This window comes from Paenibacillus sp. OAS669 (assembly GCF_014873645.1).
GTDB lineage: Bacteria > Bacillota > Bacilli > Paenibacillales > NBRC-103111 > Paenibacillus_S > Paenibacillus_S vulneris.
In genome coordinates this window covers 531686-548364 of sequence record NZ_JADBDR010000001.1, presented here as the reverse complement: position 1 = coordinate 548364, position 16679 = coordinate 531686, and the positions used below count along the sequence as shown (strand labels likewise).

General features: G+C 52.1%; 12 protein-coding genes and 1 pseudogene. All 13 read left to right on the top strand.

Annotated elements, in window-relative coordinates:
• Positions 1-77: 77 nt before the first annotated feature.
• Positions 78-218: pseudogene (locus tag GGC63_RS01995) on the top strand (transposase); the annotation flags it as partial.
• A gap of 213 nt (positions 219-431) precedes the next feature.
• On the top strand, positions 432-1277 hold the full coding sequence (locus GGC63_RS01990) for a class I fructose-bisphosphate aldolase (protein ID WP_225947865.1): 846 nt from the start codon (positions 432-434) through the stop codon (positions 1275-1277).
• A gap of 16 nt (positions 1278-1293) precedes the next feature.
• Positions 1294-2451, top strand: a complete 1158-nt coding sequence (locus GGC63_RS01985; RefSeq protein WP_192700903.1) for a Gfo/Idh/MocA family protein — start codon at positions 1294-1296, stop codon at positions 2449-2451.
• A 2-nt stretch (positions 2452-2453) separates the two neighbouring features.
• Entirely contained in the window at positions 2454-3680 is a 1227-nt protein-coding gene (locus tag GGC63_RS01980; RefSeq protein WP_225947864.1) for a carbohydrate kinase family protein, read from the top strand.
• Positions 3681-3683: 3 nt separating this feature from the next.
• The gene (locus GGC63_RS01975) at positions 3684-4244 is read left to right on the top strand and encodes a D-lyxose/D-mannose family sugar isomerase (protein ID WP_192700902.1); all 561 of its coding nucleotides are present in this window, start codon (positions 3684-3686) and stop codon (positions 4242-4244) included.
• Complete coding sequence (locus GGC63_RS01970) at positions 4241-5290, top strand: aldose 1-epimerase family protein (protein ID WP_192700901.1); 1050 nt, start codon at positions 4241-4243, stop codon at positions 5288-5290. The genes GGC63_RS01975 and GGC63_RS01970 overlap by 4 nt, the downstream gene beginning before the upstream one ends.
• A gap of 21 nt (positions 5291-5311) precedes the next feature.
• The gene (locus GGC63_RS01965; RefSeq protein ID WP_192700900.1) at positions 5312-6079 is read left to right on the top strand and encodes a DeoR/GlpR family DNA-binding transcription regulator; all 768 of its coding nucleotides are present in this window, start codon (positions 5312-5314) and stop codon (positions 6077-6079) included.
• 302 nt (positions 6080-6381) lie between these two features.
• Positions 6382-7293 (top strand): ABC transporter permease, encoded by a 912-nt coding sequence (locus GGC63_RS01960; RefSeq protein ID WP_192700899.1) that lies wholly within the window; start codon positions 6382-6384, stop codon positions 7291-7293.
• A gap of 8 nt (positions 7294-7301) precedes the next feature.
• Positions 7302-8231 (top strand): carbohydrate ABC transporter permease, encoded by a 930-nt coding sequence (locus tag GGC63_RS01955; RefSeq protein WP_079908723.1) that lies wholly within the window; start codon positions 7302-7304, stop codon positions 8229-8231.
• 29 nt (positions 8232-8260) lie between these two features.
• The gene (locus tag GGC63_RS01950) at positions 8261-9817 is read left to right on the top strand and encodes a DUF3502 domain-containing protein (RefSeq protein WP_192700898.1); all 1557 of its coding nucleotides are present in this window, start codon (positions 8261-8263) and stop codon (positions 9815-9817) included.
• Positions 9818-9887: 70 nt separating this feature from the next.
• Positions 9888-12113: a helix-turn-helix domain-containing protein gene (locus GGC63_RS01945; protein ID WP_192700897.1), complete on the top strand. Its 2226-nt coding sequence runs from the start codon at positions 9888-9890 to the stop codon at positions 12111-12113.
• 111 nt (positions 12114-12224) lie between these two features.
• Positions 12225-15608, top strand: coding sequence for a fibronectin type III domain-containing protein (locus tag GGC63_RS01940; protein ID WP_225947863.1), 3384 nt, complete (start codon positions 12225-12227; stop codon positions 15606-15608).
• Between the two features lie 105 nt (positions 15609-15713).
• Positions 15714-16664, top strand: a complete 951-nt coding sequence (locus GGC63_RS01935) for an ABC transporter permease (protein WP_192700896.1) — start codon at positions 15714-15716, stop codon at positions 16662-16664.
• The last annotated feature ends 15 nt before the right edge of the window (positions 16665-16679 follow it).

Genomic DNA, 16679 nt, shown 5'->3' with positions numbered 1-16679 from the left:
ATCAATCGTGCACTAATTTCCAACTTTTCGGATTTCTTCCCGCCCCACAGTTTCGATGAAAGCACTGCCAGTAGGCAAGGCGGATGATCGAGCCGGAGCCTGTATTTGGTGATATCAAGAACAATCGGGGATTCAAAAGATTCCTGCTTCGAGGCTTACCCAAAGTAAGCTTAGAGGTCGGGTGGCTTTCGCTTGCCCATAATTTGCTAAAGAAAGCGGCAGTAGACCTCCAAAGTTGTCTTCCACATTTGACGACATGGAAGCTTTCTCTTGAAGGTGTTTTGTTTAGTCTCATGCTGTGGGGTCAGTCCCAAACCGGCTATGGGCGGTTTATTTTTTTATAGACATATGTTATAAAATAACATAATATTATGTTGTAAACGAACATATATGTTATAAATTAACTTAATGCTATGAAAGGGTGAACACGTTTGATACCAAAACCCAGATTAAACCGGATGTTCAGCGCCCAGGGAAAATGCTTTGACGTCGCTATGGATCACGGCTTTTTCAACGAGACTTCCTTCTTGTCCGGCATCGAGAATATGAAGCAGGCGATCACGGCAGTCGTCGAAGCGGGCCCGGATTGTATCCAATTAAGCCTTGGCCAGGCTCGGCATTTACAATCGATTCCTGGTGGACGCAAGCCAGGACTTGTTTTGCGTACGGATGCGGCTAATATTTACGGTCATACGCTTCCGCGTTTTTTGTTTAGCGAGCTGATCGACAAGGCCGTAGAGCACGCCCTGCGCATGGATGCGGTGGCGGTTTGTGTGAATTTACTGCTGCTTCCAGGCCAGCCGGAGCTTCACCATCAATGCGTCAGGAACGTATCTCTGCTCAAGACCGAGTGCGAGAAATACGGCATGCCGCTTATGGTCGAACCGCTGGTCATGCTGCCTAACGAAGCAAAGGGCGGCTACATGGTAGATGGTGATATCGACAAGATTTTGCCGCTTGTTCGGCAAGCGGTGGAGCTGGGCGCAGATGTGATCAAAGCGGACCCTTGTGATCATGTGGAAGAATATCATCGCGTTATCGAGATAGCCTCCGGGATTCCCGTTCTTGTGCGGGGCGGGGGCAGGGCCAGGGATGAGGAAATCGTCAGACGTACCGTGCAATTGATGAAGCAGGGCGCTTCCGGTATCGTATACGGCCGCAATGTCGTTCAGCACCCAAATCCGGCCGGCATGACCCGGGCCTTGATGGCGATTGTTCATCACGGGGCTGCCGAAGCGCAAGCATTAGCTCTGCTCGCCGGGGAATCTGCAAAATAAGGAGAGAAGATAGGTTATGTCAAAAACGATCATACGCTTCGGCGTCATTGGCTGCGGGTTAATGGGTAAAGAATTTGCCAGCGCAGCGGCCCGCTGGTGTCATTTGACAAATGTCGATTTCCAACCCCAAATTACCGCTGTTTGCGACGCTAACGTCTCAGCAACGCAATGGTTCAAGGAACATGTGCCAAGTGTGAAGGCCGTGTATACGGATTATAAGGAGCTGCTGGCCGACCCCTCCGTTGACGCCATATACTGCGCCGTGCCGCATCATCTGCACGCGCAAATCTATGTCGATATTATAGAGTCAGGCAAGCATTTGCTAGGCGAGAAGCCGTTCGGAATCGATCAGGACGCGAACCGCCTCATTCAGGAAGCTGTCCTGAAGCATCCCGATGTTATCGTACGCTGCTCTTCGGAATTTCCGTTTTTTCCGGGGGCTCAGCGAATCGTTCAGTGGGTGAAGGAGAAGAAGTTCGGTACAATTATGGAGGTCGAGGCGGGCTTCTGGCATTCCAGCGATCTGGACCCGGGAAAACCGATGAATTGGAAAAGGCAAATCGCTTCGAACGGCGAATATGGATGTATGGGGGACTTGGGCATGCATGTCCTGCATCTGCCGATGCGTTTCGGCTGGAAGCCGAAGTCCGTCCGAGCGCTGCTGGCCAACATTATACGGCAGCGGCCGGATGCTTCGGGGAGCCCAGTTCCTTGCGAAACTTGGGACAACGCGATTCTTGCCTGCGACGTCGAGCTGGAAGACCAGCGGTTTCCGATGGTTCTATCGACCAAACGCATCGCCCCCGGGCATGCTAACACCTGGTTTATCCGGATCGCGGGAACGGAATGTTCCGCGGAATTTACGACCAAGCATCCAAAACAGATCTCCTATTTGCCGTACACGCCGGGAGGCGTTCAGGCATGGCATGTGGAGGATGTGCCGTATCAATCGGCCTACGGCACCATAACCGGAGGCATCTTCGAGTTTGGCTTCTCGGATTCGATCCTCCAAATGTGGGCGGCCTTCTGCGACGAGCTGACGCACGGGAAGGACGCACGGCTTCCCTTCCGCTGCGCGACGCCGGAAGAAGCGGTTGGCAGCCACAAAATATTCACGGCGGCATTGGAGTCGAACCGGACCGGACAAACGATTCCAATTGACTGGAGGAATTGATATTGAAAACCGATGAGATGGATGTGATTGTTGCCGGACACATTTGTCTGGATATCATCCCGGCAATGGAGGAGACGCATGCGGGAACGAGTGCTTTCTTTGCTCCGGGCAAGCTTGTCAATATCGGACCGGCAATCCTCTCTACCGGAGGCGCCGTCTCCAACACCGGTATTGCGCTTCACCGGCTCGGCGGCAAAGTGAAATTGATGGGCAAGATCGGAACCGATCCGTTCGGTGAGACGATACTGACGATATTGCGCCAGCATAGCCCGGCCTTGGCGGACGGCATGATCATCGCACCTCATGAGCACAGCTCGTATTCCATCGTCATCAGCCCTCCGCATAGAGACCGCACCTTTCTGCATTCGACGGGAGCGAACGATAGTTATTCGGCTGCGGATTTGACTCCCGCCCACCTGCAGGATGCGAGGCTGTTTCATTTTGGGTATCCCCCTCTCATGCGCAAAATGTATGAAAATCAAGGAGAAGAGCTGGCCTTGCTGTTAAAGAAAGCAAAGGATCACGACCTTACCGTATCTCTTGATATGGCGAGGCCTGACCCTGATTCCGCAGCAGGGAAGGTCGATTGGACCGCTGTACTTACCCATGCGCTGCCATATGTTGATATTTTTATGCCCAGCTTCGAAGAGATTCTGTATATGCTGCAGCGAGAGCGCTTCGAGCGCCTGCTGGGGGAGGCTCCTGACGGTAATCTGCTGTCTTACGCCGCTGACGGAGGGCTTTTGAGTGAAATGTCGGAGCAGTTATTGCAGATGGGAACGGCTATCGCTGCGATTAAGCTGGGAGAGCACGGATTGTACGTGCGAACGACATCTAATGCAGACCGTCTGAGAGCCATGGGGCCGTGTGCGCCAGAACAAGCGATGGCGGAGCATTGGCTCGGGTGTGAGATGCTGACGGCCTGCTACGAGGTGGATGCTGTGGGGACGACGGGTGCCGGCGATTGTACGATAGCGGGTTTCCTGACAGGGTTATTGAGGGGCTTGTCACTGAAAGAGTCGCTTCATGCCGCGGTCGGGGCCGGTGCGTTCAATGTAGAGTGGGCGGATGCGACAAGCGGGATTCCGAGCTGGCAAGAGGTCTGGGAGCGAATCGGCCGGGGATGGGCCAAGCGCGGGATGAAGCTAGATCTAACTGGATGGAGCCTGCTGGAGCCTGGATTATGGGTCGGCCCGCACCATCAATTCTATGTTGAAGGGCAGGAATGAACGATGAAAAGAAGCGAATACCAACGGGCTCAAGAAAGGGCGGCGGCCATTCTGAAATCCGGCGGCATTGTGATCGCAGAGCCGGAAGCCGAGCATATCGAAGTCGCGGATTTCGGGCTGGGAGACCTTGAAGCTCAGGGTTTGCAATTAATTACCTATGTAAATTCGGATCGTTACTGCGCCAAGGAGCTGGTCCTGTTCCCGAAGCAAACATGCCCCGAGCATCTGCATCCGCCGATAGGCCATGAACCCGGCAAAATGGAAACGTTTCGCTGCCGGTTAGGAAAAGTATTGCTCTATGTCGAGGGCGAGGCCGCTTCCGACATTCAAGCCGCGCTTCCGCCGGGCAGTGAGGCATATTACACCGTTTTCCATGAAGTGGAGCTGAATCCGGGAGAGCAGTATACGATCGCACCTGGAGTCAAGCATTGGTTTCAAGCGGGCGAGGAAGGGGCCGTCGTATCCGAATTTTCCAGCACCAGCCGGGATGAGTACGATCAGTTCACCGATCCTCGTATCGCAAGGCTGCCGGTTATCGAAGAGGACGGGCAGGATCGGACATGAGGCTGTACGGAAAAGATTGGTCTCGTCGCGAGTTGGAGGCGCGTGTAGGCAGAGTTGAGCAAATAGCCGGCATTCGGCGATTCCTCAGCACGGAAGGGAAGGAGTCGGGTGTTGAGCAGATTCAGGTTCGCACCGGCGCGGGGCTATGTTATTATGTAACCCCAACCAAGGGATTGGATATTTCCTTAGCAGAATTCGGCGGAACGCCTATCAGCTGGCAGTCCCCTAACACTGACGTCCACCCCGGCTATTATGCCGCACAGGAGAATGAATGGCTTCGAACGGCGTCAGGAGGCTTGCTGATGACCTGCGGCTTGACTCAAGTCGGATCGGCTTGCGAGGATCAAGGGGAGCAGCTCGGCTTGCACGGCCGGGCGCATCATACCCCTGCAGCCCAGGTTGCGGCAACAAGCGTGTGGCAGGGAGACGAAATGGACATGACGATTTCCGGCGTAGTAGAAGAAACGTCCATATTCGGCGGAACGCTTCGTCTCTCCAGGCAAATTCGCAGTCAACTCGGCAGAAACGAAATCATCATCCGCGATGAGGTGCGGAATATGGGCTTCTCTCGCTGTCCTCATATGCTCTTGTATCATTTTAATTTTGGTTTTCCCTTATTATGTGAAGATACGCGGATTTACATCGGCAGCAATGAAGCCGTTCAGGCGAGGGGGAGCTCGGTGTTGATTGACGGATACGACCGTTGGCAGTCACCCGATCCCGCTTTTCAAGAAAAAGTGTACTATCATAGCTGCGGGGCTCAACCGGAAGTCCGTATTGAAAACGCTAACTTCCCGCTGGCGCAAGGTGCTGGAAGGATTCGGGTTACGCTTTGCTGGTCGGCTGAGACGCTTCCGCTGCTGGTACAATGGTACATGCCAGGAGCCGGAACGCACGTGCTTGGCCTGGAGCCGGCCAATTGCCGTGTAGAGGGCAGATGGAAGGAGCGGGAGCAAGGAACACTTGTGTATTTGGAGCCAGGCCAAATCGTGCGGCATGAAATCAGATTGAATGTGGAACAGGTTACTGGGATAATAGAAGCATGAAGAAAAGTTACGGGGGTTCACATGTCACAGTCGCATAATCAAGTAAACCAACGCCAACAGCAAATTTTGGATCGGATGGCTCTGACCGGCGAGGTAAAAATCGCCGAACTGAAGGAGATGTTCGATGTTACCGAAATGACCTTGCGTAGGGACATGGAAAAGCTGGAGCAGTGGGGACATATAAAGCGCACCTTCGGTGGGGCAATCTTGCTCGGCAAGGATATCGAGCTGCAGGAGCGTATCGGCGTCTTGATCGAGGAGAAGATGCGAATCGGCAGGCGTGCGGCTGAGCTAGTGCTGCCCGGAGATTCGATCTTTCTCGATGGAGGCTCGACGACTCTGCAGGTGGCGCGATGCTTGGCGCCGGACCGCAATATGACCGTCGTTACCAACGCGCTGAATATCGCCGCCGAGCTTCGAGGGAAGCGGATTCCGACTATTATCATCGGCGGCATGATGCTGGATGCGACGGATACTCTGATCGGCCCCGTTGCAGCCAATGCGCTGTCGACCATGGCGTTCGACCGGGCGTTCATCGGAGCAACGGGGATGGCTGTCAAGCATGGGTTCAGTAATTCCAATATGTACGAGACAGAGATTAAGCGTATCGCTATCGCACAGTCGGCTGAAGTGAATATTGTCATGGACCATACCAAGTTTGGCAAGCAGGACTTGTTCTCCTTCGCGGCTTTGCATGCTGTGAACAGGCTGATAACGGATAGCCTCCCTGACCGGGAGCTGAGCGACGCTTTGCTGGAAGCGTCCGTTGAGGTAGTGGCTGACGCCTAAAGTCAAGTGTATTATAAATCCGAAAGCTCAAGCGGGCCGTCCTGATGTCATCGCAGATGACAGGACTACCCGCTTATTTTATACCTATGTAAACTCACCCAAATAACACTGACGACCACACAGATGCAGTGCCGCTTATGGTAGGTAGGGCCTTAAAATGCGGTTTGGAATTTGACTTTCCCCGGTAAATCCCCGGTTTATCGCAAAATCGGAACCTGAAAAACAGTATTCGAACTATCCAATCCGCCGAAATTTCTTTATGGTGAAAGGGAAAACCATCATGAAGAAAGGGGCCGTTACATTTGACAGGGTTTATCGAGGAAATTGTAAAAAAACGCCAGCTCTATTTACTGGCCTTGCCGGGCATTATTTTTTTGGCCATCTTCTCGTATATTCCGATGTTCGGGCATCTCATAGCGTTTGAACGCTTTCAGCCTGTGAAGGGAATATGGGGCAGCCCATGGGTAGGGCTGGACAATTTTAAGTTTTTTTTCGGAGGGAGCGATTGGCTGCGGGTCACCTTCAATACGGTGTACTTGAATCTGTTATTCCTCCTCTTCGGGATCGGCTTTGCCATCGTGCTCGCCATTCTGATCAATGAAATTCGCTCGGTCATCGTCAAGAAGCTCAGCCAATCGCTGATATTTCTTCCATATTTCATCTCCTGGCTGGTCGTCAGCTTGATGATGCTCGCCTTTATGAGCACCGACGGTATTTTGAACAACGGACTGAAGCAGATCGGGATTGGCGGGATCAACTGGTACCAGAATGCCCAGCTGTGGCCGTTTATTTTAACCTTGGTCTACGTCTGGAAATTCGCGGGCTATTACTCGATTATATTTTTGGCGGCGATCGTCGGCATTTCTTCGGAATATTACGAATCGGCAAGGATCGACGGGGCGACCCGGTTCCAGCAAATCGTTTTTATTACGATTCCGTCGATCCGTTCTGTAATTGTTGTCCTGCTGCTGCTCGGAGTCGGAAGAATTTTCTTCGGCGATTTCGGGATGATCTACGGCATCGTCGGGGACAACTCCATTTTGTATCCGACCACGGATGTGATCGATACGTATTCGTTCCGCGCGCTGCGCCAGCTGGGCAACTTCGGCATGTCTTCCGCCGTCGTTCTGTATCAATCCGTTATGGGCTTGGCGGCCATTTTGATCTTTAACAAAATCGCTAAAAAAATCGACCGCGAGTCGAGCTTATTTTAGGAGGGCTTATGGAACATACCGCTGTGGCTTTACCTGGAAAACGCGCTCGAACCCGAATCCGGGAAGACCAGTCCTGGGGGGAGAAATTATTCGTAGTCCTCATCTACGCCGTCGTTATTTTGTTCAGTCTGGTGTGCGTCATTCCGTTCTGGATCGTGCTGGCGGATTCGTTCGCTTCCGAGACGAGCTTTTTGCAGCATGGCTATCAGCTTCTTCCGAGTGAATGGAGTCTCGATGCGTATATATATTTGCTGCAAGGGGAGCAATTTATTTCCAGCTACAAAAATTCACTGATCGTCACCGTCGTCGGAACGGTACTGGCCGTCCTCATGACGTCGATGTTCGCTTATGTGCTTGCCCATCCGATGGTGAAATACCGTCATATTTTATCCTTTCTGACGTATCTGGCGATGGTGTTGGGCGGCGGGCTAGTCGGCTTCTACATCATGGTGGCGAATTGGCTGCATTTGAAGGATTCCTTGTGGGCACTGATTCTTCCTTATTTGTTAAATCCATTCTATGCCTTTATTCTCGTAGCGTTCTATAAATCGCTTCCATATGAAATCAACGAGGCGGCGACGATCGACGGAGCGGGGGAGATGAGGCTGTTTTATACGATCATCATTCCGATATCCACACCGGTCATTGCGACAGTCTCACTCTTCTATGCGATTCAATATTGGAATGACTGGTATTTGTCGCTCTTATTCATTGACAATCACAAGCTGCATCCCTTGCAGTTAATGATTCGCCAGTTACTTTCCAATCTTAATGTATCCGCTTACGTAGGGGGCGGGGCGAGCTACCAGGTGACGGCGCCGACAAATGCCATTCAGCTGGCGATCGTCTGCCTTACCATCGGACCGATCGTCTTCCTCTATCCGCTGCTGCAAAAATATTTCGTAAAAGGCATTACCATTGGGGCCGTCAAAGGCTAATTCAACGATACACAGGAGGTCATTTGCACATGAACAAGAAAAAAACGACCGGCGCAGCCGCAGCCATGCTTTTGCTTACAGCTCTGCTGATGGCTTGTACGAACAGCGGAGCAGAGCTTTCCGACACGGCCAAGAAAGCCGATAATACGGGAGATGGGAAAAAGCAAGAGCCAGTGACATTGAAAATCATGGTCCCGGGCGACCGCCCCAAGGATTTCGATGAGGTCATCCAGGAGGCGGAGAAGCGAATGGCCAACTCCGTTAATGTCAAATTGGATGTGGTCTTCGTACCATGGGCCGACCTGGCGCAAAAAACGCAGGTTACCCTCTCGTCCGGCGAAGAGATCGATTTGATCTTCGATGCACCATGGCTGCATCTCACACAGCAAATCGCTGCAGGCAGCTACGCGCCGTTGGACGATCTGCTCCGGCAGTACGGACCGACGATTTTAAAGAACCGTCCGCAGCAGATGTGGGACGCCAACAAATTCGACGGAAAAATTATGGGTATCCCGAACGGGAATTCCTTCCTGCAGGGCCGCGTTTACTACGTGCGAAAAGATTTGCGTGAGCAGTTGAATATCCCGCCGATCAAGACCTATGACGAGCTGATCCGCTTCGCCTATGCCGTCAGAGACGGAGTTCCTAACATCACACCGTTCATTCCGGCCGGCCAGGACGTGAAGAAAGGATTGTCGGAGGGCGCATTCCGTCATTATTGGGCAGATAATAAGGAGAATATCGCCCCGAGCCCGGTGCTTTCGGAATCGCTCGTCTTGTATACCAAAAATAACGACGGAAAAATTTACAATCTATTCGATCAGATGGAGCCCATGGTCTGGTCCTGGATTCAAAACGCCCGCAAGCTGTATCAGGATAAGATCATCAGCCAGGATGTTCTGGCGATCAAGGATGAAGCCGAGCTGCTCAAGCAGGGCAAGGCGGCCATCATTGCCAGCAATGATTTCGGAGTGAGGGACGACGTGCAGAAAGCGTTGAAAAACGCTAACCCCAAAGCGGAATTGGAAGCAGTGACTTTCATGAATTTGGAAAAAGGCGCCATGGTAACGAATTCTCTTCAATACAACTTCATTTCCGTTCCCGTCGTGAGCAAGCATAAAGAGCGTGCCATCCAATTCCTCGAATGGGCCAATCAGAAGGAAAATTATGATTTGCTGGTGTACGGGATTAAGGATAAAAACTGGGAAGCCGTCGGGGACGACCAGTACAAATTCAAAGGCGACGGTTACAAATGGTTCCCGTTCGTATGGGTTTGGAATCCAACGACCGACAGGCAGGATGCGAGCCAGGACGAGGAGACGAAAAGGCTGAACAAGTGGACCTCCGATGCAAGCAACTTCAAGATCGACAAGCTGTCTGGATTTACATTCAACAATGCAGCAGTCAGCAATGAAATCTCGCAATACGTTAGTATCGAAGCCAAATACTACTCAGCCTTGTTCAACGGCGTGGTAGATCCTGAAACCTACTGGTCCAAATTCAAAGCGGAGGCTGCACCGCTAGCCAAGAAAATTCAATTGGAAGAGCAAAAGCAGATCGACGCATTTCTTGCTGGCAAAAAATAGCGGGACGCTTCATCACATACGAGAATTTGTGCTTTAATGAATAGGAAAAAAGAAATGAAGGGGAATAAGAATGCTGCGATTACGGCCTGAAAAAACATACCTTCGTAACGTTTTGAATATGGGAATTTTGTTTACGGTGGTCATTCTCATCTTCTCCTATTTATTAAGGCAGCAATATGCCAAGCAAGCTTATGACGACATAAACCATTTGATGGAAATCAAGACGGACAGTCTGAGCCAAGGCTTCGAGTACCAGCTGGATCATCTTCGTTCTTACGCCTTAAGCATGTATCAGGATCCGGACATCTTCAACTGGCTGATGTCCGATCTTAACGATCCTTTGGCTGCGGCTTCGTCCTTTAAATCGGTTTCGAAATTCATGAGCCTGCAGTCGTATATTGGAACGACCTATCTGGTGAACACCAAAACGCAGCGGGTAATCGACTCCAAGGAAGGCATCCATACATTTGCCGAATTTTCGGATCAGAAGATGCTGGCACGCATTAGCAGCCAGCCTCCGATGACTTTAAGATTTTTCGATCATACGCTCGGAGACGAGTCCTTTCTGGCCTTGATCGTGCCTGCGAACCGCTCCCAAATCGCAAGCCAAGGGTATCTGGTCATTTTATTGAACAAAAGCCTGCTCGAAACCTATTTGCTGCAAAATCTGAACGATCCCGCCACTGGCATCGTCATTACCGACAGCGAGCAGAACGTCATTCTTGGCAGCTCCGGCGCGTTCCGCGAGAAGCAGATGCTGCGTCAAAACTCGGCTAACCATCAATTCGTAGTTGAAGGCAATGTCTTTCTAATCCATTCCCATGCCTTTAAATTAGAGGACTGGACGCTGTATTCCACCGTCCGACTGAAAGACATCAGCGGCAAAATCGACCGAATCCAAATGGAAATACTGGGGATGTGCCTTTTCCTGCTGCTGCTGCTTTCCGGGCTTACCTACTGGAATTCACGACGCCATTTCCTGCCGTTCAGCCAATTGGCGAGCCAGATCAGGCAGACGGTTGCCACGGCCGTGTCCGTCCCCGAACCCAGCCGAAATACGGAATTCGCCATCATCAAATCGGGTCTAGACCATATGGTCAAAACCGTGGAAGAGATGAACCACATCATAAGAAACCATCAGGAAGTGGTCAAGAACGAATTTTTGCGGCAATGGCTGCTGCAGGGGACCTACCATGAATCCTTCCTGGAAAATAAAAACATGAAGCTGCTGCTCTTTCCTGAACTATATTTGGCCGTTCTGCGTATTAACCGGTTCAAGTCTTTCTCGGACCGCTATTCCTACGCTTCGAGGAAGCTTCTTCTGTATGCAATGGGCAATATTACAAGTGAAGTGATGGGGAGGCACGGCTTTGCTATCGAGAATGTGGACGTGGGCAGCGATCATTTGGTCGTGTTTATCGGCGGTGGAAAGCAGGAGAGGACTCCGCTCCAGGCACTGAATGAAGCGCGGGAAGAGATCGGGCGCTGGCTGCAAATTCGGGCTACCGCTGCACTTAGCGGCAGAACGCCCAAGGACGGCAACATGCGCAGCCTGTATGACCGTATTTACGACCTGACTTTGCTGGGATTTTTCAACGAGAAGGACAGCGTGTATGTAGAAGAAGATATGCCGGATTATTGGCCGAAGCCGCAGTCGGGGCTCGACGAGAAGCTGGTTCAGGAGCTGATCCAGGCCGTTCGCAAATCCCGGAAGGATCAGGTTCAAGAGCTATTGGACGCGATCTTCGCCGAGCTTCACCATTTGTCCTATGCGGAATGCCAGTTTCAGCTGAAGCTGCTGTTTTTCTATATTTTCAAAGCTTTCAATAAAGTGATGCTCGATCAGGAGCTGGGCGGGGTGGACTTGTTACGGAGATTCGACACCTTAGCCGATGTGAAGGAATGGATCTGCCAGCAGCTTGCCGGTATTATTGACAGCATTGACATCAAACATTCCAATTCAAACCGGAAGGAAGAATTGGCTGCGGAAATTTTTGATTATGTCAAACAGCATCTTCAGGATCCGATGCTTTCTTTGGAGGGGATTGCGGATTATTTGATGCTTTCCGTCAGCTACGTCCGATTGGTATTCAAAGAGACCTACTTGATTACACTATCGGATTTCATACACCAGGAACGGCTGGAGCAGGCCAAGCAATTGCTTGTTTCCACAGATTGGCCTGTGCTTCACATTGCGGAACGGTCCGGGTTTCAATCGAAAACGACGTTTTTTACCTCATTCAAAAAGTATACGGGCTTAACACCGAACCAATATCGAGAGCAAAAGAGCGAATAACGGCAAGCGGCAGCGGGCAGCGGCGTGAAAGGGGGTGAAATAGCAAGCAACCGAAAAGCCGATCAATTGCGGTGTACCGAACCGAATGCTTTGAACTTTGGAGGTGGATGAATGATGTTGACGCGAAAAACCAGAAAATTGCTAAGTTTTGTCCTTGTATGGCTAATGGCCATTAGCAGCGTTCCTATCACGCATGCGTCGGAGAGCGGCCAGCCGGTCATGATCAACTTGCTGGCGCAGGATATGGACACCCATTTCGACGGCGGAGTAAGTCCTTTTACGCTGGATAACAGCAGCAGCGGCGGTTCGCAAAGAATCGTGCAATGGAACGGCAACAATGCGCTTGAGTTTCGTGACGCTTCGCTCGGCACCAATGCCGCAAGTTATTTCTATTATCAATTGAACAACGGCAAGCTAAAGGACAGGATTAATGTGATTTACGGTATGCCGACGGGAAGCGCTCCAGTGGAATTCATCCTGGAATACAAGCTGAAGCGCAGCGCCGCCAGCGACAAGCCAGTGGCCAAGGACATCTATGCCCAGCTGCAGTTCGCGCCGTACGACAACGTGTTGATTCCCCGCTTTCCGGCCGGTTATCCGAGTATTTCCGGTACAGCGGCTTATCTGAACAGCGATCCGAATGCGATGGGAACGATTAACGACAGTGACATTCCGAGCTATCGTTTCAAGATCGTTCCGAACGGCGGGCAGAAAACGATTACGAGCATCAAGCTGGCCTTCTCCGTCCGCGTCGACACCGGCGGTACGGATGAAGCCTACATCGTCGACGATTTGGCGGTCTACGAGGTGGCAAGCGGGCAAAATCAGGATACTGTACCGCCTGCGGCACCGTCGAATTTGACGGTCACAGGGAAAACAGATACGAGCGTTAGCCTGAGCTGGACGGCTTCGACGGATAATGTCGGAGTAACAGGATACGATATGTATCGCGATGGCAAGCTGCTGAAAACAGTAAGCGGTTTCACGATGAGCGATCTTGTACCCGGATTGATGCCAAATACGGCTTACCGGTTTACCGTCAAAGCGAGGGACGGAGCAGGGAACGTATCGGGGCTGAGCAATGAAGCCGTCGTCACTACATTGCCCTCGATCAGCGGGATGCCGGAGCCATTCGGAGATACGGATATCGGCAGTGTGGGCACGGTGGGCCGTGCCGTTTATAACCGGGATACCGGCACCTTCAAGGTTCAGGGCTCCGGAACGGATATCTGGGGAACGGAGGATGCGTTCCACTATGTATACCGGCCATGGACGGGCGACGGGCAGGTGGTGGCGCGCGTCTACAGCGTCGAGAATACAGCCCAATGGACCAAGGCAGGGGTTATGATCCGAGGCGATATAACGAAGCAGTCCCCTTACACAATGATGGAGGTGACGCCTGCGGGAGGGGTCTTCTTCCAGGAACGGCTTCAGCCAGGAGCGGACTCCAGCCAGACGGCAGGAACCAAAGCATCCGCGCCTTACTGGGTGAAGCTGGTGCGGCAGAATAATGTGATCAGCGCGTACGATTCGGCCGATGGCACGAACTGGACGTTTGTTAAGAAAGAGGCGATGAATCTGCCGGAGACGGTTTATTTCGGTCTGGCGGTAACAAGTCATAACAACAACCGGCTGGCGGCGGCGGAATTCGATAACGTGAGCGTCGGTCCCATCCCGCCTTCGGATAGCACGAATGCACCTTTTCCCGGCACTTTAGACAGCCGAAGACAATGGCTGTGGGGCAAGACGAAATCGATGTCAGAGCTGGGTGGACAGCTCAATATTACACAGTACGTCGCGCAAATTCTCGACGGGCAGAATGCCACCGCTAATCTCCAAAAGCTCGACGCTATGTTCCAAACGTACGACTGGGAGCAGTACAAAACGGTCGCCAAAATGTATGCCTATTTGCTGGTCGGCGACCGGTTCAGCAGCGCGATGACGGATCATGTCCGGTGGTATTTCTCGCAATATGCCTATGCAAAGCTGCCCCAAACCGAAAATCTCCGAATGAGCAACTACACAGCAGGTTATTTGGTAGGGCAGTATTTGTCCGATTTGAAGGATTTGAACGGCAAGTCCGGGGCTGTGCTGAAAGCTGAGAACCGGGCTAATCTCGAGGAGATGCTCGATTCGGGAGTTCGCTACGGATGGGCCGAATATGAAAGTCCGGAATATACGTTCATGACCTATTTGTGCTTGAACGCCTTGTACCAGTATTCGGATGAACCGGATTTCAAGCAGAAGGTTAAAATGGCCATGGACATCATGTGGTTCGAGTGGGCGAACGACTGGATCAATGGAACGTTCATCTCTACATCCAACCGGGCCAAGGGAGACTCGGTTTCGGCAAGCGATCCGACATGGAGGGGAGCGGACCATACCGCTCTGTCTTGGATGTATTTCGGCTCCTACCGGGCGCAGGAGAGAATCGGCGAATCGGAAGGGATGGCGCCTGTAACGTACCGCCCGTATCTCGAATATTTGGGCCTGGTACTGTACCGAGGTATGAGCTATGAACCGCCGGAAATGGCTGTCAGGATCGGCCAAACCGCTGATAAAAGCTACGTGTCCCGCAAAGCCAATCTGCAAAATTCGAGCGGCCGCAATCTTCGCACGTACCGTCAGGCCTATGTCCGGCCGACTTGGGGCCTGTCTACCGAGGTAACGTATAACCGCGTCGACAACTGGATTGAAGATATCCCCGTGGTGCTGCGCTGGCATTCTCCCAAGCCGAATCCACTCTTCCGTCTGTCCGTCGATCAGGGGGATGCACCCATTGGCAATTATGACCAGCCAGCCAACCATCGGATTATGCAGGACGGTAAAGCGGCGGTGGGCGTGTACAAACTGCTAAATACTCCGAGCTCCAATTTTATTAACGCCATGTTCCCGGACACCGGTTCGATTATTGCGAGAGAAGAGCAGGCGGGATGGGTATTTTGCGATGCCGGACCGATGTATTTCGCTTTTAAGATGATTAAGCCGTATTCATGGTATGAACAGACGCCAACCGATCCGGCGAACAAGGTCAAGACGACGGCCCAGCTTCATCCTACCAAACAATTGCTCTACAGCTACCATATCCTTCGCAGTCAGGCCGATACGAATGGATGGGTGCTTGAAACCGCAGACGCTTCCGAGTATAAGGACTTTGCTGCCTTCAAGAACGCGGTTCTTACGAATACGACAGTCGACAGCACGCATATCAACGAGGCCAACCCGCGTCTGATTTATAAAAGCTTAAGTGGGGATTGGATGGACATTACGTTTGATTCCGCTGCGGACGCATACAACAATACACATAAAATCAACAATACGCCCGTCGATTATTCCGCCTTCAAACTGTTCGACACACCTTGGCTGCAGCAGAGGCAAAATGCCGTTATGTTCACTGCATCTCAGGGAGGCGAGTCGTTGACCTACAATTTCGCCGATTGGACGATCACCCGCTCGGTTGTTCCAGCGGCGCAGCAGGGGAATAGGAAGCAGTAAAATCGGACTTTTCCCCGGTATAATGGTTCTTCACTCCGGTTTTCCGGTCATCCGCTTTCCGATACACTATCCTTTGTAAGCACTTTCTTGCAGGAGGACATGAAGATGGAGCTGGTGACAGCCGGAACCGCTGTTGAAAAGAAGACGACTCCCCGGAGTCGCCTCGGAAGGTTATGGAAATACAAGCTGCTATACCTGCTGCTGATGCCTGCTTTTATTTGGGTGTTCCTGTTCGATTATCTCCCCCTGTACGGGATCAGCATCGCGTTTATGGATTACAACGTCATTCAGGGCTTCTCCGGAAGCGAGTGGGCGGGTCTCAAATATTTCCGGATGCTGTTCGAATCCGAAATGTTCCGCAATGCGTTCAAGAACACGCTGCTGATCAGCTTGTACAAAATGATCAGCGGCTTCCTGTGCCCGATCGTTCTGGCGCTTGCCTTGAACGAAATTCGCGCCATCTGGTTCAAGAAGACGCTTCAAACCGCCGTCTACCTGCCAAGATTTGTCTCCTGGGTCGTATACGGCGGGATCATTACACTGCTGCTTTCGCCAGAGACTGGCGTCGTTAACAAAATCGTCGAGCTGTTCGGCGGGACACCCGCTTATCTGCTCGTCGAGCCTGCCTACTTCCGGACGATACTGGTCGTGACCGACGCGATGAAGGAGATGGGCTGGGCAGCCATCATCTATATGGCCGCCATCGCCGGGCTGAACCCGGAGGTATACGAGGCGGCGGTGATGGACGGAGCGACGCGGCTTCAGCGGATCCTTCACGTCACTTTGCCGGGCATCACAGGAACGATCGTCGTTATCTTCATCCTTAGAGTCGGATACATCATGAGCGCCGGGCTGGATCAGGTGATCAACCTGTACAATCCGATGGTGTTTGAGGTTGGAGATATTCTGGATACCTACATATACCGGGTAGGCATCGAGCAGTTCAGCCTCAGCCTCGCCGCTGCAGCCGACGTCATCAAAGGTGTCATCGGGCTCGCACTGGTGCTGATCGCCAATCATATCGCCAGGCGCATCAACGATTCCGGCATTTTCTAGCGAAGGAGAAGAGAA